This window comes from Streptomyces sp. NPDC029044 (genome assembly GCF_040637495.1).
Lineage (GTDB): Bacteria > Actinomycetota > Actinomycetes > Streptomycetales > Streptomycetaceae > Streptomyces.
In genome coordinates this window covers 58,433-79,895 of the sequence record NZ_JBEZWN010000021.1, presented here as the reverse complement: position 1 = coordinate 79,895, position 21,463 = coordinate 58,433, and the positions used below count along the sequence as shown (strand labels likewise).

Annotated in this window: 21 protein-coding genes and 2 pseudogenes; 14 read left to right on the top strand and 9 right to left on the bottom strand. The window is 72.1% G+C overall.

Features of this window, described 5'->3' with window-relative positions:
- Position 1: 1 nt before the first annotated feature.
- Entirely contained in the window at positions 2-853 is an 852-nt protein-coding gene (locus tag AB0E85_RS19205; protein ID WP_361928428.1) for a class I SAM-dependent methyltransferase, read from the bottom strand.
- Positions 854-1,215: 362 nt separating this feature from the next.
- Between AB0E85_RS19205 and rpsA the strand changes: the two genes are divergently transcribed.
- The 4 genes from rpsA to AB0E85_RS19185 all read left to right on the top strand — a co-directional run bounded on the left by rpsA (position 1,216) and on the right by AB0E85_RS19185 (position 4,990).
- A complete protein-coding gene (gene rpsA, locus AB0E85_RS19200; RefSeq protein ID WP_361928368.1) occupies positions 1,216-2,712 on the top strand; it encodes a 30S ribosomal protein S1 in 1,497 nt (498 codons plus the stop codon).
- 232 nt (positions 2,713-2,944) lie between these two features.
- Complete coding sequence (locus AB0E85_RS19195; protein WP_361928365.1) at positions 2,945-3,883, top strand: PAC2 family protein; 939 nt, start codon at positions 2,945-2,947, stop codon at positions 3,881-3,883.
- Positions 3,884-3,938: 55 nt separating this feature from the next.
- Entirely contained in the window at positions 3,939-4,559 is a 621-nt protein-coding gene (coaE, locus tag AB0E85_RS19190; protein ID WP_361928363.1) for a dephospho-CoA kinase, read from the top strand.
- A gap of 50 nt (positions 4,560-4,609) precedes the next feature.
- Entirely contained in the window at positions 4,610-4,990 is a 381-nt protein-coding gene (locus AB0E85_RS19185) for a tetratricopeptide repeat protein (RefSeq protein WP_033310634.1), read from the top strand.
- Between the two features lie 16 nt (positions 4,991-5,006).
- Here the strand turns inward: AB0E85_RS19185 and AB0E85_RS19180 are convergent, their stop codons facing one another.
- Positions 5,007-5,270: a DUF6343 family protein gene (locus AB0E85_RS19180; RefSeq protein ID WP_361928360.1), complete on the bottom strand. Its 264-nt coding sequence runs from the start codon at positions 5,268-5,270 to the stop codon at positions 5,007-5,009.
- Between the two features lie 333 nt (positions 5,271-5,603).
- On the opposite strand from AB0E85_RS19180, the gene AB0E85_RS19175 reads away from it, so the two are divergent.
- Both AB0E85_RS19175 and AB0E85_RS19170 read left to right on the top strand, forming a co-directional pair.
- On the top strand, positions 5,604-6,284 hold the full coding sequence (locus AB0E85_RS19175; RefSeq protein ID WP_361928357.1) for a class I SAM-dependent methyltransferase: 681 nt from the start codon (positions 5,604-5,606) through the stop codon (positions 6,282-6,284).
- Positions 6,285-6,526: 242 nt separating this feature from the next.
- On the top strand, positions 6,527-6,988 hold the full coding sequence (locus AB0E85_RS19170; RefSeq protein ID WP_361928354.1) for a DoxX family protein: 462 nt from the start codon (positions 6,527-6,529) through the stop codon (positions 6,986-6,988).
- A gap of 102 nt (positions 6,989-7,090) precedes the next feature.
- Here AB0E85_RS19170 and AB0E85_RS19165 read toward each other — a convergent pair whose 3' ends face one another.
- On the bottom strand, positions 7,091-7,705 hold the full coding sequence (locus tag AB0E85_RS19165; RefSeq protein ID WP_361928351.1) for an RNA-binding S4 domain-containing protein: 615 nt from the start codon (positions 7,703-7,705) through the stop codon (positions 7,091-7,093).
- A 122-nt stretch (positions 7,706-7,827) separates the two neighbouring features.
- Here AB0E85_RS19165 and AB0E85_RS19160 point away from each other — a divergent pair.
- The 4 genes and pseudogenes from AB0E85_RS19160 to AB0E85_RS19145 form a co-directional block, all read left to right on the top strand.
- A pseudogene (locus tag AB0E85_RS19160) lies at positions 7,828-8,403 on the top strand (helix-turn-helix domain-containing protein); the annotation flags it as partial.
- A gap of 293 nt (positions 8,404-8,696) precedes the next feature.
- Positions 8,697-9,998 carry an MFS transporter gene (locus AB0E85_RS19155; protein ID WP_361928425.1) on the top strand — a complete coding sequence of 434 codons (1,302 nt, stop codon included), beginning with the start codon at positions 8,697-8,699 and terminating at the stop codon, positions 9,996-9,998.
- An 86-nt stretch (positions 9,999-10,084) separates the two neighbouring features.
- Positions 10,085-10,789 (top strand): uracil-DNA glycosylase, encoded by a 705-nt coding sequence (locus tag AB0E85_RS19150; protein ID WP_361928348.1) that lies wholly within the window; start codon positions 10,085-10,087, stop codon positions 10,787-10,789.
- Positions 10,790-10,871: 82 nt separating this feature from the next.
- Positions 10,872-11,057, top strand: a pseudogene (locus AB0E85_RS19145) (IS630 family transposase); the annotation flags it as partial.
- A 192-nt stretch (positions 11,058-11,249) separates the two neighbouring features.
- Here the strand turns inward: AB0E85_RS19145 and AB0E85_RS19140 are convergent.
- Positions 11,250-11,762 (bottom strand): hypothetical protein, encoded by a 513-nt coding sequence (locus tag AB0E85_RS19140; protein WP_361928422.1) that lies wholly within the window; start codon positions 11,760-11,762, stop codon positions 11,250-11,252.
- Between the two features lie 183 nt (positions 11,763-11,945).
- Positions 11,946-12,599, bottom strand: coding sequence for a GntR family transcriptional regulator (locus AB0E85_RS19135; RefSeq protein WP_107458578.1), 654 nt, complete (start codon positions 12,597-12,599; stop codon positions 11,946-11,948).
- Positions 12,600-12,774: 175 nt separating this feature from the next.
- Between AB0E85_RS19135 and AB0E85_RS19130 the strand changes: the two genes are divergently transcribed.
- Both AB0E85_RS19130 and AB0E85_RS19125 read left to right on the top strand, forming a co-directional pair.
- Positions 12,775-14,226 (top strand): NCS1 family nucleobase:cation symporter-1, encoded by a 1,452-nt coding sequence (locus tag AB0E85_RS19130; RefSeq protein WP_361928344.1) that lies wholly within the window; start codon positions 12,775-12,777, stop codon positions 14,224-14,226.
- 5 nt (positions 14,227-14,231) lie between these two features.
- A complete protein-coding gene (locus AB0E85_RS19125) occupies positions 14,232-14,954 on the top strand; it encodes an aspartate/glutamate racemase family protein (RefSeq protein ID WP_361928341.1) in 723 nt (240 codons plus the stop codon).
- 1 nt (position 14,955) lies between these two features.
- Here AB0E85_RS19125 and AB0E85_RS19120 read toward each other — a convergent pair whose 3' ends face one another.
- On the bottom strand, positions 14,956-15,561 hold the full coding sequence (locus tag AB0E85_RS19120; RefSeq protein WP_361928338.1) for a gamma carbonic anhydrase family protein: 606 nt from the start codon (positions 15,559-15,561) through the stop codon (positions 14,956-14,958).
- Positions 15,562-15,573: 12 nt separating this feature from the next.
- Positions 15,574-15,975, bottom strand: coding sequence for a RidA family protein (locus tag AB0E85_RS19115; RefSeq protein ID WP_361928335.1), 402 nt, complete (start codon positions 15,973-15,975; stop codon positions 15,574-15,576).
- A 237-nt stretch (positions 15,976-16,212) separates the two neighbouring features.
- Between AB0E85_RS19115 and AB0E85_RS19110 the strand changes: the two genes are divergently transcribed.
- Positions 16,213-16,992, top strand: a complete 780-nt coding sequence (locus AB0E85_RS19110; RefSeq protein WP_361928331.1) for a nucleotidyltransferase domain-containing protein — start codon at positions 16,213-16,215, stop codon at positions 16,990-16,992.
- On the opposite strand, the gene AB0E85_RS19105 is transcribed toward AB0E85_RS19110, so the two are convergent.
- Positions 16,979-17,935, bottom strand: coding sequence for an expansin EXLX1 family cellulose-binding protein (locus AB0E85_RS19105; RefSeq protein WP_361928328.1), 957 nt, complete (start codon positions 17,933-17,935; stop codon positions 16,979-16,981). The two genes, AB0E85_RS19110 and AB0E85_RS19105, sit on opposite strands and share 14 nt — an antisense overlap.
- A 268-nt stretch (positions 17,936-18,203) precedes the next feature.
- Between AB0E85_RS19105 and AB0E85_RS19100 the strand changes: the two genes are divergently transcribed.
- Positions 18,204-20,105 carry an FUSC family protein gene (locus AB0E85_RS19100; protein ID WP_361928325.1) on the top strand — a complete coding sequence of 634 codons (1,902 nt, stop codon included), beginning with the start codon at positions 18,204-18,206 and terminating at the stop codon, positions 20,103-20,105.
- 372 nt (positions 20,106-20,477) lie between these two features.
- Here the strand turns inward: AB0E85_RS19100 and AB0E85_RS19095 are convergent, their stop codons facing one another.
- The gene (locus AB0E85_RS19095) at positions 20,478-21,431 is read right to left on the bottom strand and encodes an endonuclease/exonuclease/phosphatase family protein (protein WP_361928323.1); all 954 of its coding nucleotides are present in this window, start codon (positions 21,429-21,431) and stop codon (positions 20,478-20,480) included.
- Positions 21,432-21,463 lie beyond the last annotated feature (32 nt).

The window sequence follows — 21,463 nt, the reverse complement described above, 5'->3', positions numbered from 1 at the left end:
GTCAATCCCTCCCCAGGCCTTCGGCCGGGGGCGCCCCCGTCTCGCTTCGCTCGCAGACGAAGATCGCCGTCCCCGGGATCAGGTTCCCGCGCAACGGCGACCAGCCGCCCCACTCGGACGTGTTCCACACGGGCCACTCCGGCTCCACCAGGTCGACCAGACGGAAGCCCGACGCCACGACGTCCCGGACACGGTCGCCCAGCGTGCGGTGGTGCTCGACGTAGACGGCCCGGCCCTCGTCGTCCTGCTCGACATAAGGGGTGCGGTCGAAGTAGGAAGCCGACACCGACAGGCCCTCCGGCCCCGGCTCGTCGGGGAAGGCCCAGCGGATCGGATGCGTCACCGAGAAGACGAGCCGGCCCCCGGGCCGCAGCACCCGGCGCACCTCCCGCAGGACCTGGCGCGGATCAGCGACGAAGGGCAGCGCCCCGTACGCCGAGCAGGCCAGGTCGAACGAGCCGTCCGCGAACGGCAGCGCACCGGCGTCGGCGCACACCAGGGGGAAGGAACCGCCGATGCGCAGCGCGTGCTGGAGCTGCCGGTGCGAGATGTCCAGGGCGACCGGACGCGCGCCCTGGGCGGTCAGCCAGCGCGAGCACTGGGCGGCGCCGGCGCCGATCTCCAGCACGTCGCGGCCCTTCAGCCCCTCCGGTGGGCCCAGCAGTTCGGCCTCCACCTCGTCCAGGCCCTCGGGCCCCCAGACGAAGCGGTCGTCGCCGAGGAACGTGCCGTGCTCGACCTGGTACTCGTCCGCGTTGCGGTCCCACCAGCCACGATTGGCCCGGGAGCTTTCGGCGACATCGGCGTCACGCCGGGTGGCCTCGGGTTCGGACGCTTCGGACTCTTGGATGATCGGCTCCCTCGTCGTACTCTTCCGTCCAGCCGGTCCCGGTGGCGTCACAAAGGGGACGTCGTACGGCCCGCGTGGCCTCGGACGACACGACTTGTGCCGGGAATGCGGCGATCCGCCCCGCGTGGGCGGCTTCGCGCATTGACCCTGCCCGGCTGCCCCCGTATGCTACAAGTTGCGCTGCGGGCCTGCGCACCTCAGACGTAGCAGGCTGCGCTCGCATCTGTATGTATGTCCCCTCGGTTGTCGAGGCGCCACCGTTTCTGCGTGGCGCTTCCTTGGCTGTCCGGCTTCTGCAGAGCGAAACGGGCTCCCGGCGTAGCAGTACCTACGACTTCAATGTCCGTACCGGAGCCCTTTCCCACATGACGAGCAGCACCGAGACCACCGCCACCACCCCGCAGGTAGCGGTCAACGACATCGGTAACGAGGAAGCCTTCCTCGCCGCGATCGACGAGACGATCAAGTACTTCAACGACGGCGACATCGTCGACGGCGTCATCGTGAAGGTCGACCGGGACGAGGTCCTGCTCGACATCGGTTACAAGACCGAAGGCGTGATCCCGAGCCGCGAGCTCTCGATCAAGCACGACGTCGACCCCAACGAGGTCGTCGCCGTCGGTGACGAGATCGAAGCCCTTGTTCTCCAGAAGGAGGACAAGGAAGGCCGCCTGATCCTCTCGAAGAAGCGCGCCCAGTACGAGCGTGCCTGGGGCACCATCGAGAAGATCAAGGAAGAGGACGGGATCGTCACCGGTACCGTCATCGAGGTCGTCAAGGGTGGTCTCATCCTCGACATCGGCCTCCGTGGCTTCCTCCCGGCCTCCCTGGTCGAGATGCGCCGCGTCCGCGACCTCCAGCCCTACGTGGGCAAGGAGCTCGAGGCCAAGATCATCGAGCTGGACAAGAACCGCAACAACGTGGTCCTGTCCCGCCGTGCCTGGCTGGAGCAGACCCAGTCCGAGGTCCGCCAGACGTTCCTCACGACCCTCCAGAAGGGTCAGGTCCGTTCCGGCGTCGTCTCCTCGATCGTCAACTTCGGTGCCTTCGTGGACCTGGGTGGCGTCGACGGTCTGGTCCACGTCTCCGAGCTCTCCTGGAAGCACATCGACCACCCGTCCGAGGTTGTCGAGGTCGGCCAGGAAGTCACCGTCGAGGTCCTCGACGTCGACATGGACCGCGAGCGTGTCTCCCTGTCGCTGAAGGCGACCCAGGAAGACCCGTGGCAGCAGTTCGCCCGCACCCACCAGATCGGCCAGGTCGTGCCCGGCAAGGTCACGAAGCTGGTTCCGTTCGGTGCGTTCGTCCGCGTGGACGAGGGCATCGAGGGTCTGGTCCACATCTCCGAGCTGGCCGAGCGCCACGTGGAGATCCCGGAGCAGGTCGTCCAGGTCAACGACGAGATCTTCGTCAAGGTCATCGACATCGACCTCGAGCGCCGTCGCATCAGCCTCTCGCTGAAGCAGGCCAACGAGTCCTTCGGTGCCGACCCGGCCGCGGTCGAGTTCGACCCGACCCTGTACGGCATGGCCGCGTCCTACGACGACCAGGGCAACTACATCTACCCCGAGGGCTTCGACCCCGAGACCAACGACTGGCTCGAGGGCTACGAGACCCAGCGCGAGGCGTGGGAGACGCAGTACGCCGAGGCGCAGCAGCGCTTCGAGCAGCACCAGGCGCAGGTCATCAAGTCCCGCGAGGCGGACGAGAAGGCCGCTGCCGAGGGTGGCGAGGCTGCCGCTCCGGCCGCGTCCGGTGGTGGCGGTTCGTACTCCTCCGAGGGCCCGGACAACTCCGGCGCGCTGGCCTCGGACGAGGCGCTTGCCGCTCTGCGCGAGAAGCTGGCCGGCGGCCAGAGCTGACGTCGGCTTCTAGCTGAGGGCAGTTGAAGGCTTGAGGGACCGTACCTTTCGGGGTGCGGTCCCTCAGTCGTGTCGTCCTCCGTCCGGCTGCGGGCGGTCGGCGGCTGAGCGCGCGGTTCGCGCCGCCCCTGAAGGCCTCCCGCTGCCTGCCAAGATCATGAATCTCCTCCTGCGGGAATGCCCGTGCCCGCAACGGCGTTGTGCAGTGTGAACACGAGGAGGAGCGGTCACTGTGCTTGATCCGCAGGATTTGTACGCCTGGGAGCCGAAGGGGCTGGCCGTCGTCGACATGGCGCTCGCCCAGGAGTCGGCCGGACTTGTCATGCTCTACCACTTCGACGGATACATCGACGCGGGCGAGACGGGCGACCAGATCGTCGACCGCGTGCTCGACTCGCTGCCCCACCAGGTGGTCGCCCGCTTCGACCACGACCGGCTCGTCGACTACCGAGCCCGCCGGCCGCTGCTGACGTTCAAGCGTGACCGCTGGAGCGACTACGAGGACCCCGCCCTCGAGGTGCGGCTCGTCCAGGACGCCACCGGCGCGCCCTTCCTGCTGCTGTCCGGCCCCGAGCCGGACGTGGAGTGGGAGCGCTTCGCCGCCGCGGTGAAACAGATCGTGGAGCGCCTCGGAGTCCGCCTCTCCGTGAACTTCCACGGCATCCCCATGGGCGTCCCGCACACCCGGCCCGTCGGCCTGACCCCGCACGGCAACCGCGCCGACCTCGTCCCGGGCCACCTCAGCCCCTTCGAGGAGGCGCAGGTGCCCGGCAGCGCCGAGTCCCTCATCGAGTACCGCCTGCTCCAGGCCGGGCACGACGTCCTGGGCGTCGCCGCCCACGTCCCGCACTACATCGCCCGCTCCCCCTACCCGGACGCGGCCCTGACGGTGCTGGAGGCCATCACGGCGGCGACCGGACTGGTCCTGCCGGGCATCGCCCACGCCCTGCGCTCGGACGCCCACCGCACCCAGACGGAGATCGACCGGCAGATCCGCGAGGGCGACGAGGACCTCACCGCGCTCATCGACGGCCTGGAGCACCAGTACGACGCCGTCGCCGGCGCCGAGACCCGGGGCAACATGCTCGCCGAGCCCGTGGACATCCCGTCGGCGGACGAGATCGGTCAGGAGTTCGAGAAGTTCCTGGCGGAACGAGAAGGCGACAACTGACCCCGGTGCGGCCCGGGCCGGCCCCCTGTCGGTGGCAGGGCCTAAGCTGCGGGACATGCTGAAGGTGGGCCTGACCGGGGGCATCGGTGCCGGCAAGAGTGAGGTGTCACGGCTGCTCGTCGCATGCGGGGCCGTGCTGATCGACGCGGACCGCATCGCGCGGGAGGTCGTCGCACCGGGGACGCCGGGGCTCGCCTCGGTCGTCGAGGCCTTCGGGGAGGAGATCCTCGCCGCCGACGGCAGCCTGGACCGGCCCCGGCTCGGCGCCATCGTCTTCGCCGACGCGGACCGGCTGGCCACCCTGAACTCGATCGTGCACCCCCTGGTGGGCGCCCGCTCCCGCGAGCTGGAGGAGGCCGCCGCCGAGGACGCGGTCGTGATCCACGACGTCCCGCTCCTCACGGAGAACGGCCTGGCACCGCTGTACGACCTGGTGATCGTCGTCGATGCGGCCCCCGAGACCCAGCTCGACCGGCTCGTCCGGCTGCGCGGCATGACCGAGGAGGACGCCCGGGCGCGGATGGCCGCCCAGGCGACGCGCGAGCAGCGCCGGGAGATCGCGGACATCGTGATCGACAACGACGTCCCGCTGGAGGATCTGGAGCGGCGCGTGAAGGACGTGTGGGCCCAGCTCGTGCGCAGGTCACAGGCGCCCCGGTCGTCTCCCGCGGAATAGCGGCACCCCGTGGGGGCGTTGAAACCGTCCAGTGAGGGAAGGACTCTGCCGTGCCCGAGACCAGCGGTTCGACCGGACGTACTCCGGAGACGCATGTCATCGACTTCCGCGCCGCCGAGCAGCTGCTCGCTGCGCGAGACCCGCGGGGCGCGGTGAAGCTGCTCGACGGGGTCATCGCCACGCACCCGGAGAACACCGCGGCGCGGCTGCTGAGGGCGCGTGCCTTCTTCGCCGCTGCGCAGCTGAGGCCGGCGGAGCTGGAGTTCCAGATCGTCCTGGAGCGGGAGCCGGACAACGCCTTCGCGCACTTCGCGCTCGCCCGGACCTATGAGCGTCAGGGCCGTCCCGACCAGGCGAAACGCCACTTCCGTCTCGCGGCCGCGCTCGATCCGAACCCGGAGTTCCTGAAGGCGGCGAACTTCGACTCGTGAGCCGCCCCCGTCTGCTTCAGGGGCGCTGGTCCGGCGGCTGATAGGGCGGGATGCCGGGGCCCGGCTGGTAGTGCGGGCCCTGCCGGATGCGCCGCAGGACGACGGCCAGGTCGAACGTGACGACCAGCAGCAGCACACCGCAGGCGATGGCCCACCCGTTCCGCCCGGCGAGCGCGAACGCCACCGTGCCGAAAAGCGCCCAGACCAGCCCCCACACGCTCAGCCAGAAGCGCGCCCGCAGGGCACTGCGCGCGGTCCGAGGTTCGCTGCCTGTACGCATCCTTCGATCACCACTCCTGCTTGCAACGTACTCCTCGTGGCGAGGGTTCACCAAGGCCGACAGGGGGAGCCGCCCCTGCTGCCGGGCTTCGACACCCTGCCCGACACTCTGCCTGAGATCGTGCTCGACCTGGCGGTGCCGCACGAGGACATCGACGACCTGGTCGCCCTGCGACGGACACTCACCGCGGACGCCGGGGCCATGAGGCTCCGGCGGTGCCCATCCCGCTCTCAACTCCCCGCCCACGCAATCCCGTTCACTCGGTCGGGTGAAGGTTGCCGTCACGGGAACGGGCGTGCGGATGCGGGCCGTTGGACGGGCATGGAGATGAACATGCGTGAGGGGTACGAGGGGACGGGCCCCGGGGCCATCACCCCGGACGGCTGCGCGGTGGAGCTCTACTCCCGGCTGCCCGTCGGGGACGAACCGGATGTCATCGCCGCCGCCGTCCCCGAGGGCGCGAGCATCCTGGAGCTCGGCAGCGGGGTCGGACGCATGACCCACGCACTGCTGGAGCGCGGATTCACGGTCACGGCAGTGGACGAGTCCGCCCCGATGCTGGAACACGTGCGCGGCGCACGCACGATATGCGGCCCGATCGAGGAGCTGGACCTGGGCGAGACGTTCGACGTGGTGCTGCTCGCGTCGTTCCTCGTGCACACGGGCGACGCCGAGGTGCGGCGCGGCATGCTGCGCACCTGCGCACGCCATGTCGCGAGGGGCGGCTGCGTGCTGATCCAGCGGGAGGGCGAGGACTACCACGAGAACGTGCCGCGCGAGCGCGAGGACCCCAGCGGTTTCACCGTGCGGATCGCCTCGTCGGAACCGGTCGGCGACGGGGTCAACTCGGTGCGTGCGGAATACGAGTTCCCGGACGCGGTCTGGACCCAGACCTTCCGGGCGCGGCCCCTGACCAAGGAGCAGTTCGAGGAGGCCCTCCAGGAGTCGGGCCTGAAGGTGGACCGTTATCTGACAGAGGACCGGATATGGGTGCGGGCTGTGGCGGAGGCCTAGGCGGTGGGGGTGCGCGAGCGCCTGACGGAGGGAGTGGGTCCGGGGCGGCTCCCCACCTGAGGAAGAGACTCGAACGGCTCTGCCCGTGGAGGTGGGGGGCGGAGGTGCCGCGGTGACGGTCTGCGCGGAGGCGCCTCCAGTTGGGTCTCGGCGTCTCGGCGGCGATGAGTTCCTGGCCGATGGCCGGTCTATCTCTCCGACACCGCGACACCACACGGACCGCTTCACCCCAGGAGACCTTCATGTCCGAGACCACCGCTGCCGTCACCGCCGACTCCACCCCGGCCGGCGTCGTCATCGCCGAGTCCGTGACCGCTCGTGGGCGGCGTGCCCGGATCGCCCTGCGCGCTCTACAGGTTCTGCTCGCCCTCTTCTACGCGATCGCCAGCGCCCTGCCCAAGCTGATCGGGCACGCGTCGGCTGCCGAGTCGTTCGAGCGGCTCGGCTGGGGGAGCGCGGGGATGTACACCATCGGCGCGCTCGAACTGGCCGGGGCCGTCGCCCTGTTGATCCCGGTGCTCCAGTCGGCGGCGGCGATGGCGCTGGGCGCGTTGATGGTGGGCGCTTTCGTCGTGCAGATATCCGTCTTCGACGGGCAGTATGCGGCGACGCCGGTGATCCTCATCGTGCCGCTCGCCCTCATCGCGTGGGCGCGGCGGGAGCACAACGCGGATCTGCTCCGGCTGCTGAGCCGGCGGGTGTGACCGCAGGGAGGCGCGTCGCGTACGGCTCCGGCGCTGTCGGGGAGGGGCTGTAGGCCCGTCCCGGGCGCCGGTCCGTGGAGTGGTGCCGATCCCTCGGCCCGCTCACGGCCTCCGTTCGCGTGAGCCGCTGCCGAAGCCCGAGCCGGGGCCGCCGCCCGGACCAGGGCCGAGACCGGGCACGCTGCCGGGGCCCGGCATGCCGCGGAGGCGTTCCATGTCGCGGCGATCGCGCTTCGTCGGCCGGCCCGCGCCGCGGTCGCGGATGCCGGCGGGGGCGACGGCCTCGCGGGGCGGGGGCGGCGGGGAGTTGTCGACGTAGCACTGGGTGGCAACGGGCGCCCCGACCCGCTTGCGGATCAGCCGCGTGACGATGACGACCCGCTCGCGGCCCTCGTGCCGTAGGCGCACCTCGTCACCGACACGGACCCCGTGGGCGGGCTTCACCCGCTCGCCGTTGACGCGCACATGGCCGCCCCGGCAGGCGGTGGCCCCCATGGAACGGGTCTTGACGAGCCGTACGGACCAGATCCAGCTGTCGACGCGGACGGTCGTGCCGGCCTGCGGGCCCGCGGCCTCGGCAGCGGCGATCGCCGCGGCGACCTTCGGGTCCGGGGGCCGGGTCTCGCCGTCCGCCGAACTGCCGGCCGGCGCGGGGGACTCGGCCGCCGGGGCCGCGGTCCCGTCCGTCCTGTCGTGCTGCGCACCCTGAGAAGCCATGCCCCGACCTTAATCCTCCGGGGCGCCCCGCCGGGCGAAATATCGCTCCCCTAACCGGACTCTGCCAAACAAGTTTTGCAAAAACCCTTTTGTTAAGTGGTCCGGCCGCTTAGCCTCCCGGCATGGACAGCGACGAGCACAACCGCGTACTCGATCCCGAGCGGGACGCCGCCGCTCTGAAGGCGCTCACCCACCCCCTGCGGATCCAACTGCTCGGGCTGCTGCGGCAGGACGGGCCCGCCACCGCGAGTGAGCTGGCCGTGCGGACGGGGGAGTCGTCGGCGTCGACCAGCTACCACCTGCGGGTGCTGGCGAAGTACGCGTTCATCGCCGAAGCCGAGCACCGCGACGGGCGGGAGCGGCGCTGGCGGGCGCTGCACACCCTGACGTCCTGGAGCAACGAGTCGATGGAGGCCACCGAGGCGGGCCGGGCCTTCGTGGGCCTGGCACGACGGCGGCAGATCGAGCACCTGGAGAGATCCCTCGCCCGGTACGAGGCGGACCTGGCCGCCGGGCGGCTGGGCCAGGAGTGGGTGGAGCCGTCTGGGATCACCGACCTGATGCCCCGGCTGACGGCCGCGTCGCTCACCGAGCTCTTCGACACCGTCGCCGGGAAGCTGGAGGAACTGACCGCGCGGGACGCGGACGATCCGAGTGCCGAACACGTCGTGTTCGTCGCGGCCGGACTTCCGCTGGCCGGCCACGAACACGCAGGCCAGGAACGCGCAGGCCAGGAACACGCCGACCGTGACCCGGAAGTCCGTGACGGGGAAGTCCGTGACGGGGAAGTCCGTGACGGGGAAGTCCGTGACCGGGAAGTCCGTGACTCGGAAGCCCGCGCGCCTGAAGCCCGCGCGCCTGAAGCCCGCGAGACCGAAGTCCGCAGGCCCGAGGACCACGCGGCCGAGGATCACGCGACCGAAGACCGCGACCCCGGTGCCCTTGACACCACAGCCCCCGACGCCGAAGACCTCACCCCGTGACGCCGCTGATGACCGAGCCGCCCGGGGAGCGGGCCGCTCGCCGCCGGTACGTCACCGTCTGCGCGCTCCTCTGGCTGCCGCCGGGGCTGGGCATGGCCACGATGGTCCTGCTGTTCACCGAGCGCGGCATGTCCCTCGCCGCGGTGGCGGGGCTGTTCGCCGCGCACTCGCTGACCGTGGCCGCGCTGGAGCTGCCTACGGGAGGCCTCTCGGACGTCCTCGGGCGTCGCCCGGTCCTGGCCGCTGCCGGGGTGCTCGGCGTCGTCGCCTTCGTGCTGATCGGCCTCGGCACCTCCGCCTGGCTGCTCACCGCCGGCATGGTGCTCATGGGCGTGGCCCGGGCCCTGGCCAGCGGAACCGCCGAGGCCTGGTACGTCGACACCGTCCAGGCGTGCTCCGGCCCGGACGCCGAGCTGCGCACGGGCCTGGCCCGGGGCGGCTCCGCGACCTCCGCCGCCCTCGCGGCCGGCATCCTGCTCGGCGGCGCCCTGCCCTGGCTGCTCGGTCTGGGGCCCGACCTCGGTGCCCGGCTGAGCGGGGCGACGTCCGGGGCGGTGCTGCCCCTGTCCGTTCCCCTGCTGCTGGGGGCCGCACTGAGGCTCGTGTTCGTCGCGTACGTGCTCACCGCCCTGCGGGAGCCCCCGAGGCCGTCGGCCACCCTGCGTTCGGTGCTGCGCGGCGTCCCGGTCACGGTCGTCGACGGGCTCCGGCTGGGCGGACGGGACGCGCTGGTCCGCCGGATCCTGCTGGGCGCCGCGGCCGCCGGAAGCGCCCTGGCCGCCGTGGAACTGCTCGTACCGGGCCGTGCGACGGCGCTGACCGGTTCGAACGGCTCGGGAGCCATGGTCTATGCCGCCCTGTCCTGCGCGGGTTTCCTCTGCTCCGGTCTCGGCAGCCACCTCGCGCCGCTCACCGCCCGGATCGCGGGCAGCGGCGAACGTGCCGTGCTGGTCAGCCTCGCGGCCGGTGCGGGCGGCCTGCTGCTGCTCGGGGTCACCGCCTCCTCCGTCCACCCGGCGGCCACGACCGTCGCGGTCGCCGGCTTCGGGCTGGTCTACCTCGGTCTCGGCGCGGCGGCCCCGAACGAGAACGACCTGCTGCACCGCCGGGTCGACGGTGCGGGCCGCGCCACCGCCCTGTCCGTCCAGTCCCTCGCCCAGCAACTGGTCGGCGCGCTCACCGGCCTGGCCGTCGGGGTGCTGCGGCCGGGCCCGCTGCCGTGGCTCCTGACGGGCGCCGTGCTGCTGGCCGGGGCTCTGCTCTGGCTGCGCCGAAGCGACGAACGGGCCGTGCAGGTCAGCGGAGTCTGAGGCCCGGCGGCGGGCGCGTTTGTACCGGTCCGTGGGGATCTCGCCCCCGTGACGACTACGACCGCGCCTGCGCCTACGGTGGAGTGATGGACGCCAGCGGACTCACCCTCCTCGACCGGCGCATCACCGACTGCCGGGCCTGCCCGCGGCTGGTCTCCTGGCGTGAGGAGGTGGCCCGCGTCAAGCGAGCCGCCTACGCGGACTGGACGTACTGGGGCCGGCCGGTGCCGGGCTTCGGGCCCGAGGACGCCCGGCTGCTGATCGTGGGACTCGCCCCCGCCGCCCACGGCGGCAACCGCACCGGCCGGATGTTCACCGGTGACCGCTCCGGAGACGTCCTCTACGAGGCGCTGTATGACGTGGGCCTCGCCTCCCGGCCGACCGCCGAGCACGCCCACGACGGCCTGGAACTGTACGGCGTGCGCGTCACCTCGCCCGTGCACTGCGCCCCGCCCGCCAACAAGCCCACCCCCGAGGAGCGGGACACCTGCCGTCCCTGGCTCGTGCAGGAACTGCGGCTGCTGCGCCCGACGCTACGGGCCGTGATCGTACTCGGCGCCTTCGGGTGGCAGGCCGCGCTGCCCGCGTTCGCCGCAGCCGGCTGGTCCGTGCCCCGGCCGCGCCCCGCCTTCTCCCACGGCGCCCGGTACCCCCTCGACGGCCTGGAACTCTTCGGCTGCTTCCACGTCAGCCAGCGCAACACCTTCACCGGCCGGCTCACCCCCGCGATGCTGCGCGAGGTCCTGCGCACGGCCGGGCGAGCGGCGGGTCTGCCCACCGGCGCCCCCTAGTGCTGTGACCGCACAGGTTCGCCGGGGTGGCGGTTGCAGCGGTTGGATGGGCATGGCGTCCGTCCCGACCGCTGGAGGTGTGGTGGCCGAGCCTGTGCGGGTGCGCAGTCTGACCGATCAGGAAGGGCAAAAGCTGCAGCAGATAGTGCGCCGGGGCAGTACCGACTCGGTTCGCTCCCGGCGGGCGATGATGCTGCTGGCGTGTGCGTGTGCGTGTGCCGGCGGGAACCGCGTGCCGGTGATCGCGCAGCTGGTCCAGGCCGACGAGACGGTTGCTATTCCGTCGGCGACGACGCCCTGTGGGGCGTCAACCACCGTCGCAGGGCACCGCCAACAGCCTGGCAGCATTGAAGTCAATCCGTGCCGCGCGGCCCGACAGCGCCCCGATCTACACCGTTTTTTGGGCGCACTTCAGCCCGCGAGGGAAAGCGAGTAGCTGATCTCGAGCACGTGCTACGGGCTATGCCTGTCCCCGTGCCCGGTGCCGCTTTGCGTACGACCAGGTCACCGCGGTCATCAGGGCAGGGATGGCGAACAGCGGGGCGAAGGCGATGCCCCAGACAGTTTGTGCCGTACCGCTCGACATGTATGTCTGGCTCTCGACGGTGAAAGCAACCACGAGTTGCCACAGCGCCACCAGGACCAGGACGCCCGAGGCGGTCCAGGCAAGCGCGGCGAGGGCCCCGGGGCGCAGCGGCCGCCACCGGTCGCTGACGAGCAGCAGCGGAAAGAGAGCCGCCAGCTCGGCAAGGACGGACAGACCGACGACGTAGGCAATGCCCCAGCCCGGGATGTCGAAGACGTCGCGCAGCACCTGGTCGCTGTAGCCCACATAGACACCGGATGCCATGGCGATGCGCCACAGACCCGACGGGACCGCGCACAGCGCGACGGCGTGGGCAGCGCGGCGAGCCCAGACAGGCGCGGGTGCAGCGGTGGGGAGGGGAGCGTCGGCTGTCGTCATGACGTACATGCTGGCTCTGAACATGGCAGCCGCGCGTCGTCCACCACGGCGGGCTGCCTCCGCCCTGCGGAGGAGGGCGCACCCACTGAGGGAGGACCTCAGGATGCTCAACCGCGGGGCAGGTTGGGCTGTCCAACACTCGGTGACGGAGGGGCATCGCGACCAACCCGGCAAACCTTCACGGTCACAGCACTAGGGGGCCTCCTCGCCGAACAGGTGGCGGACCGTGGAGCGGTAGTTGGTCCGCACGTGCGTCAGCGCGTGCGCGCGGGCCCGTTCGGGGTCGCCCGAGGCGATGGCCTCGTACAGCTCGCGGTGCTCCACGAGGAGCTGCGGCCACTCCTCGTTGCGCCGGGTCATCCAGCGCAGCCGGCCCGCGACCGGTTCCAGGGCCTCGGTCAGCAGGCTGTTGCCCGCCATCGCCATGATGCGGTCGTGCAGACGGCTGTTGACGTCGGTGATCACCTCGGCGTCCCCGGCCTCGGTCGCGGTGGCCGCGCGGTCGACGAGTTCCTGGACCTCCGCCAGGTCCTCCGGCGTCGCCCGGGACGCGGCGAGTCCGGCGGCGTAGACCTCCAGGGCTTCCCGCAGCTCGAACAGTTCCTTGACGTCGGTCGGGGTGAGACGGCGTACTACGGTGCGGCGGGGTGTCTCGAAGTGGACGAAGCCCTCGGCGACCAGGGCCCGGATCGCCTCCCGGACCGGTACACGCGAGACCCCGAATCGTTCCGCCAGCTCGCGTTCCACCAGGCGGTCGCCGGGACGGAGGCTGCCCGCGATGATCTCCTGGCGCAGATCGGCCGTGACGCGTTCGCGGACCGCTCCGAGGGGTTCGATCTTCGTCATGCAGCCCATCTTCGTCGACGCGAGGTGTCTTTTACGGGGCGTTAACAAGAGCGACATCGGTCGGAACGGTTGACGGGGAGACCATGACCGCAGTTTGGTATACCAAACACCTCGCAGGGTGCCCCCCGTCCTGCGGTGCAGTCCTCCGTCGTCCCCTTGCTCATGGAGGCCCCCCGTGTCACTCGCCGACCGTGCCGCAGACACCGGCATCCCAGCGTTCGTCCCCGATCCCCGGCTCACCAACGAAGACCTCGCACCCGCCAAGAAGCGCAACTGGAAGGTCTTCGACCTCTTCGCCATGTGGATGTCCGACGTCCACAACCTCGGCAACTACACCTTCGCCGCCGGGCTGCTCTTCCTCGGCATGAACGTCTGGCAGATCTTCACGTCCCTGCTCGTCGGATTCGTGATCATCTACATCGGCATGAACTGGATGGGGAAGATCGGGCAGCGCCACGGCGTGCCCTTCCCGGTGGTCAGCCGGATCGCCTTCGGTATCTGGGGCGCCAACATCCCGGCGCTGATCAGGGCCGTGATCGCCATCATGTGGTACGGCATCCAGACCTACCTCGCCTCCGTCGCCGTCAACGTGATGCTGCTGGCGGCCTGGCCCGGGCTGGAGTCGTGGACGCACAACTCCTTCCTCGGCCTGGACGCGCTCGGCTGGGTCTCCTTCATCGCGCTGTGGCTGGTGCAGGCGGCGATCATCAGCCGGGGCATGGAGTCGGTCCGCAAGTTCCAGGACTTCTGCGGCCCCGCGATCTGGCTCGTGATGATCGCCCTGGCCGTGTGGATCCTCTACAAGGCCGGCTGGACGATCTCGCTCACCTCGACCCCGCACCCGGTCTCCGTCGGCGAGCAGTGGCGCCAGTGGTTCGGCGCGATCGGCCTGGTCCTCGCCACGTACGGCACCCTGATGCTCAACTTCTGCGACTTCTCCCGCTTCGCCCCCGACTACAACTCCGTCAAACGCGGCAACTTCTGGGGCCTGCCGATCAACTCCACGGCCTTCGTGATCGTGTCGGTCATCGTCACCGCGGGCGCCTTCGAGGTCTTCGGCAAGGAGATCACCGACCCCGCCTACCTGGTCGCCGAGATCGGCAACACCTGGGTGCTGGTGCTGGGCGCGCTGACCTTCGCCATCGCCACGATGGGCGTCAACATCGTCGCCAACTTCGTCTCCCCGGCGTACGACCTGGCCAACGTGTGGCCGCAGAAGATCACCTTCAAGATCGGCGGCATGATCAGCACGGTCGCGGCCCTGCTCGTCACCCCCTGGAACCTCTTCTCCAACCCGACCGTCGTGAACTACTTCCTCGGCGGCCTGGGCGCCTTCCTCGGCCCGCTGTTCGGCGTGATCATGGTCGACTACTACTGGGTCAAGCGCGGCCGCGTGAACGTGGACGAGCTGTTCGACGCCTCTCCCGGCGCCCGCTACCACTACCGCAAGGGCTTCAACCCCAAGGCGCTGTGGGCGTTCCTGCCGGCGGCCGGTGTCGCGGCGGTGCTCGCGCTGGTGAAGACCTTCAGCGACGTGGCCCCGTACTCCTGGTTCATCGGCACGGCGATCGCCGCCGGGCTGTACGCCGTCCTGTGCCGTCCCGAGCGCGCCACCGCGGAGGTCTGAGAGACGTGCGAATCGTCGTCACCAACTGCAACACCACGCAGGAGATGACCGAGGAGATCGTACGAGGTGCCCGGACCGCCGCAGGTCCGGGCACCACCGTGACCGGACTGACTCCCGCCTGGGGGCCGGCATCGGCGGAAGGCTGGCTCGACAGCTACCTGTCCGCCGCGGCCGTCCTGGACACGCTGTCGACCTATGACGGAGCGCCGTACGACGCCGTGGTCATGGCCGGATTCGGGGAGCACGGCAGGGAGGGCGTGCGGGAACTGGTGGACGTACCGGTCGTCGACATCACCGAGGCCGCCGCGCACCTCGCCTGCCTGCTGGGCCGCCGTTACGGCGTGGTGACCACGCTGGAGCGTTCGTGCGGCCAGATCGAGGACAGCCTGGAGACGGCGGGCGTGGCGCGGAACTGCGCGGCGATCGTCGGAACGGGCCTGAACGTGCTCGACCTCGGCGACGACGAACGCACCGAGACGGCGTTCCTGGCGGCCGCCGAACGGGCCTGCGCGGCCGGGGCTGAGGTCCTCGTCCTCGGCTGCGCCGGCATGACGGGGCTGCAACGGGCCGTCGGGGAGAAGCTGGGCCTGCCGGTCGTCGACGGGGTCGCCGCGGCGGTCAAACTGGCGGAGTCCCTGGTGGCACTCGGGCTGACCACGAGCCGGGTGGGGAGCTACGCCGAGCCGCTCCCGAAACGGAGGGCGTGGGGCAGGACGTCGAGGCAGTAGCTCAGGCCGGGCCGTCGAGGACGACGTCGTCGTGATGGGCCCCGTAGAACCCCGCCTGCCGGGCCATCACCTCCCGCATCGACGTGCCCCGCGGGATGCCGTACACCGTGCCGGGGAAGTCCAGCGCCTCCTGGATCTGCCAGAGTTCGTCGTGCTCCCCGGGGGCGAAGAGCCGGGCCCGGGGCGCGCCCGCCGCGATCCAGCCGATGGGCAGGACGGTCCCGGGCGGCAGCACGGAGTTGACGTGCAGCACGCTGTGGATCCGCAGCTCCGCACCGGCACCCGCGACCGCCCCAGGGAAGACACAGGCGCCCGTGGCCACGAAGACCTCGTCCTCCAGGGTCCCCCCGTTGACATGGGCGTGCGGGCCGACGAGCACCGCGTCACCGATCACGGCGGGGTGCGCCGACCGCCCCCGCACCAGCGCGTTCTCCATCACGACGACGTCCGACCCGACCCGCACCTCGCCGTCCTCCGCGGTGAGCACGGCCCCGTGCAGCACCCGGCTGCGCTCACCGAGGACGACGGCCCCGCACAGGACGGCCGTCGGGGCGACGTACGCGGACTCGGGGACGACGGGGCGCCGCCCGCGGTGCTCGATCAACATGGCGGTCCTCGCCTACTCGGGAACGACGGCTGTCGCCGTAATCTCCACCAGCTGCCCCGTGTACCCGAGGCACGCCACGCCGATCAGCGTCGAGGAGTGCGGACCCGCACTGAGGCCGGACGCCTCCACCACGCTCCAGACGGCGGACAGTACGGCCGGTTCAGCGCTCACCACGTACACGTCGGTCGCCACGACGTGCGCCAGATCGCTCCCGACGGCGTCCAGTTGCTCCCGCAGGTTGGCGATGACCTGCTCGGCCTGCCGCACCGGATCCCCCGGCCCGACGAGAGTGCCGTCCGGGCCCAGCGGTACGGAACCGGCGAGGAACGCCAGCCGCGTGCCGGCCTCGACGACGGACGCGTGGGAGTAGGTGGGGGGCGGGAAGAGGGCCGGGACGGTGACGCGGCGGATCACGTGAGGTCTCCGATCTGCGGGCGGCGACAGGACAACCCACCGATCATGGGGGCCACGGCACGTGCACGCACCCGTATTTCGGTTCCCGGCGAGGGGACCGTTCCCCTACGCTGCCCCGGAACCGTTCGCCGGGGCCCCTACGCATCCCGGACCCGTCCGCCCGGCCTTCTACGCTTCCCCGGCCCGTCTGCCCAGCCCCCAAGCATCCCGGACCGCCCGTCCGGCCAGGAGACCGCCGTGAGCACCGTCCCGGACCACGCCTTCCTCGACGCCACCGCCGGCCGTCTCTCCGCCCTGCCCGCCGTGGAAGCCGTCGCCCTCGGCGGCTCCCGCGCCCTGGGCACCGAACGGCCCGACAGCGACTGGGACCTGGCCGTCTACTACCGCGGCGCCTTCGACCCGGCCGATCTCCGCGCGGTCGGCTGGGAGGGCGAGGTCTGCGAGATCGGCGCCTGGGGCGGCGGCGTGTTCAACTCCGGCGCCTGGCTGACGATCGAGGGCAGGAGAGTGGACGTCCACTACCGGGACCTGGCCGTCGTCGAACACGAACGGGCCGAGGCGGAACAGGGCCGCTTCCGCGTCGAGCCCCTCATGTTCCACCTGGCCGGCATCCCGACCTACCTCCTCGTCGCCGAACTCGCGATCAACCGGGTCCTGCGGGGCGAACTGCCCTGCCCGGGCGCCTATCCGCCGGCACTGCGCGTCAGCGCCCCGGCGCACTGGCACGGCATGGCCGCGGCCGGCCTCGCCTACGCCAGGGCCGGCCACGCCCCGAAGAACGCCGTCACCCAGGTCGCGGGCGCGATCGCCCTCGCCGCGACCCAGACCGCACACGCGGTGCTGGCGGCGCGCGGGGAGTGGGTCACGAACGACAAGGGGCTGGTGGCCCGGGCAGGACTCCAGGAGGTGGACACCCTCGTGCGGAACCTGACGGACGGCCCGGCCGCGCTCACCCGGGCCGTCACCGACGCGGAGACGCTCCTCGCCCGCGCCGTGCGCGCCGTCACCGGCGGGTGAACTGCACGCGGGTCGGCTGGACGGTGTCCGGGCGGACGGCGAGGCCGTCGACGGTGAGCTGCTCGCCGTAGATGTCGGTGAGCCTGAGGGAGCCGCCGCAGCCGGTGCCGTCGGGGGAGAGGAAGTAGTTGTACTCGGTACGCGTCAGCCGGCTCCAGCCGCCGCCGGTCCTGACTTCGAGCCGGGCCAGCGGATTGCGGTGGCCGAGTGCCTGGATTCCGCACCAGTGGCGGCTGGAGCCGGTCTTGTAGCGGATCGCGACCGTGTCGGACGTGCCGGGGCTCAGTAGGCTCCAGGTGATCGGTATCCGTCCGGCGGACAGGCCGGCGAGCTTCGCGAACGCCTCCTTGCTGAGGTCGAGTTGGCCGGGGGCACAGGGCAGCGGGCACTCGTTGGTGACCCGGACGGTGACGGAGGCGCCGCTCGCGGCGCGGACCTGGATGTACGCCCCGCACGCCTTGGACGTCTCGTAGTCGGTGTGGTTCATCGCCGCGACCATGAGGTCGGGGCTCGGGCCGTACAGGCAGGCGCCGTCACCGTCGGCGGCGTCGTAGTGGGTGGCGACGCCGGTGTAGGTGGTTCCGGGCTGGATCCGCCCCGCCAGGGGCGCGGCGCCGGACGCGGGACGCGGCGCGGGCGACCGGGTGGTGGCGGGCGAGGGCCGCGCCGGCGGAGTGGTCGCGGAGGCCGCGGTGGCCGGGGTGCCCTTCGCAGCCGGGGACGCCGTCGAGGGCTTGGGTGCCGGTGTGGGCCTGTGTGCCGTCGGCGAGGCGCTCGGGCCGGTGGCGGCCGTCCCGGTGGCCGTGCGGACCGTGTCCGGTTCGCCGTCCGGGCGCAGGGCGATCACGAGTGAGACGAGGAGTCCGACGGCTGCCACGGCGACGGTCCAGACGAGAGCCGTGCGCCGTCTGCGGACGGGACGGCGATGGGATGCGGATGCCACGGATGAGTCCTTCGAGTCCTTGCGTGGTTCAGGAGAACGCGCGCTCACGACTCACCAGTGGTCGCCGGGGCCGGAAAGGTTGCCGGTGCTCGTCTCCGGATTGCGTACATTCCGGATTGCGTACATAAAGAACGCCGGTTCCGAGCGGTCCGAGACGTTCCGGAAACCTATCCTCCAGGAACCCCGCCTACCGTGGGCAGCCACACCCCGCCCCGGCCGCCGTCGCCCGAAGGCTCTCCCCTGCCCTCGTCGAGACGACAGGAGCCCCGTGTCCCGCCGCATCGCCCCGCATCTGCCGCCCTGGCTCGCGCACGCCCTGAGCGCACAGCGGGGGCCGGTGCCCTGGAGCGCGGTCACGCGGGGGGCCCTTTCGGCCGGGCCCTTGCTGCTCGTGGCCGTGCAGACCGGCCTGACCTCACTCGGCGTCGTCGCCGCCGTCGCCGCCATGCTGGCCGGGATCAACGACCGGCCCGGGAGCCGGCGCGTCTCGGTCAAGCGGATCGGAGTACCCGCCCTGGGCGGTGCGCTGGGGCTCGTGATCGGCACGTACACCGGGCAGGAGACCGGGTCGGCCGTGCTCACCGTGGTCCTCACCGTCGTCGGGCTGGTCGCCGGAGGGATGAGCGCCATCGGGCCCGTCGCCTCCGCCGTGGGGACGCAGCTGCTGGTCGGCGCGGCGATCGGCGCCGGGATGCCCCTGCCCGAGCCGGGCTGGGAGCGGGCGCTCGCCTATCTCGCCGGGGCGGGATGGCTGCTCGTGCTGCGGCTCGTCCTGCCCACGCCCGGCTCCCTCGCCGGTGACTTCCGCTTCGACGGGGAGCGCACGGCCGTGGCCGGTGTGTACGAGGCCGTCGCCGGACTGCTCGACGCCGTCGGCGGGCCGGACGCCATCCGCCGCCGGGCCGCCCTGACCGCCGCCCTCGACCACGCCCAGGACGCCCTCGCCGGGCCCCGGCTGCGGAGGTACGCCTCCTCCTCCGCCGAGCGGAGGCTGCACGCGCAGTACGCCGCCGCCCTGCCCCTCGCCGAGGCCGCCACCGCGCTGGCCTGGGCCGAGGAGCCGATCGCCGAGCGGGCCTCCGAAGGCCCCCGGCGGCTCGCCGCCGCCGTGCGCGGAAACACCCCCACCGGGCCGCTGCCCGCCCCGTCCCGGTCGGCACCCGCCCTGCGGGCCCTCGACGACGCCCTCCTGCACGCCGCCGAGGTCTTCGACCAGGGCCGGGGCGGTGATCTGCACACCCGTCCCCGCAGTGCAGCGGACCGGTTGCGCGCCGCCTTCGGCAGCGCCGGCCGCGAGTACGGGCTGCGCGTCGCCCTCTGCTTCGGCGCCAGCTCCGCGGTCGCCCAGGCCCTGCACCAGAGCCAGTGGTACGGGCAGCACGAGCACTGGTACTGGCTGCCCGCCACCGCCGTGTTCCTGGTCAAGCCCGACCTGGGGCCGCTGGCCTCGCGGGTGCTGAACCGGGCCGCCGGGACCGTCCTCGGGGCGCTGCTCTTCGCGGGGCTCGCCGCGGTCCTGCCCCGCCCGGAAGGGCTCATCGCGCTCGTCGCCCTCAGCGGCGCCCTGATACCCGTGGCCACCCGCCACTTCGCCGCCCAGACGGCCGTCGCCACCGTCCTGGTCCTCGCGCTCGTCATGGTCGGCGGCGAGCCCCAGGCCTCCGCCGGCCGGATCGGCGAGACGCTGCTGGCCTGCGCGATCGTGCTGATCGTCGGGCACCTGCCGATGCCCGGACAGCGCGGCGGGGGAGTGCGCGCCCGGCTCACGGCGGCGAGCGACGCCGCGCACGCCTACCTCACGCACGTCCTCGACGAGGCCGACGCCCCCCGCATCGGGACCCCGGCCACTCCCTCCGCCCACCGCGCCACCCGCTGGACGCTGCGCCGCGAGGCCTACCGCACCCTGGCCGAGGCCCGCTCGGCCATCTCCCTCTCCGCGCACGAACTGCCCGCTCTCGCCCGGCACACCGAGGGCGCGGACGAGGTCGCCGACCTCCTCGAACGCCTCGTCGACACCACCACCGCCTGCGCGGTGCACCTCGACGACACGGGCCGGCTCGGGCCCCGCCACGAGGAACGCCTCGCGGCCGCACTCACCGAACTCGCCCGCAGGGGAGAGCGGGTGGGGCTGCGGCCGCCGCCCCGGACACCCCTCGCCGGCCGGCGTTGACAACGCTCGTGATCCAAGCAGCCAGGGCCTGGGCTCGCATCACGCCCGCAGACGCGGTGCCCGGCACGCCCACCTGCCGCGTTGTCGTCACTCGCCGACTCCTCCGCGTTCCTTCGCGTTCCTTCGCGTTCCTCCGCGCTCCTCCGCGCTCCGCTGTGCTCGCGCGGGAGGGACCCCCATCGCGTCGAGTCCCTCCTCGGCCTTGCAGCCGCATGCGCCAGGCCCCGCTCACCGGTGCTGATCAGCACCGTCGATGTCCTGCGGCCCGATCCGAACGACAGGCCCCAGCCCCCGCCCGGCCATCGCCGCCGACGCCGGCCTGCCGTTCCCGGGCGCCCTGCCCGCAGCGGGCCCTCCGGCACCGTCGGCCGCTCAGCCGCCGACCCGTACCCACACCGGAGCGTGGTCCGACCCGGGCTCGCCGCGGCGCTGCGCCGGATCGGGGCCGACCGACGGCAGGCCGGGCGGGCCCTCGCCCGGCAGGCCCGTGCCCGCCGCCGTCGTCCGGCGCACCAGGCGGTGGCTCAGCAGCACGTGGTCGATCAGCTCGCGCCGCCCGGAGTTGACCCGGGACCAGCGCTGCCCGGGCGGGATCAGCGGGGCCACGTCCCACAGCCTCGTCGCGTCGCCCCGGTCGGGCCGGTCGTAGCCCGGTGTGCCGATCTCCGAGCCGGGCGGGCCGAGCAGGATCTGCGTGGTCGCCGCCTGCACCTCGTCGTTCAGGTCGCCCAGTATCGCCACGTCCCGCCCCTGCCCGTCACCGGCCAGCAGCTCGTCCGCGAGCGCGCGCAGCGCCGTCGCCTCGGCGGCCCGCCGGTACAGGGCGTAGGCGCCGTAGCGGGCGCGTTCGCCCTCGTCGCGCGGCTGGAACCGGCCGTCCGGGTACGACAGCAGCTTCGACTTCAGATGGCAGACGGCCACCCGCACCGGCGCGTCCCCGCCGTCGATCTCGACGGCCAGGACGCCCCGTCCCGCCTGTCCCGCCGTCAGCCCCGTGTCGTCCGCCTGGACGGGACGCAGTTCCGCCGGGAACGCCCGTGTGTCGGCCACCACCGTCAGCGGCCTACGGCTGAGGAACCCGACCCGTATGCCCCGGCTGTCCGGATGCTCGGACACGGCGACGTGCCAGTCGTCGTCGAGCATCCCGGCCAGGTCCTTCAAGGCCTCGGGGTCGCCGACCTCCTGCACGCCGAGCAGCGTCGGATCGAGCTCCGTGATCACGGCGGCGAGCGCGGCGAGCTTCGCCTCGTACCCGGCCTCGTCCGGCGGGCCGTACGGCCCGCCGGGCCGGTAGAGGTTCTCCAGGTTCCAGGTGCCGAGGAGCATGCCGGGCTCCTTTCAGAAGCCGACAGACGGGG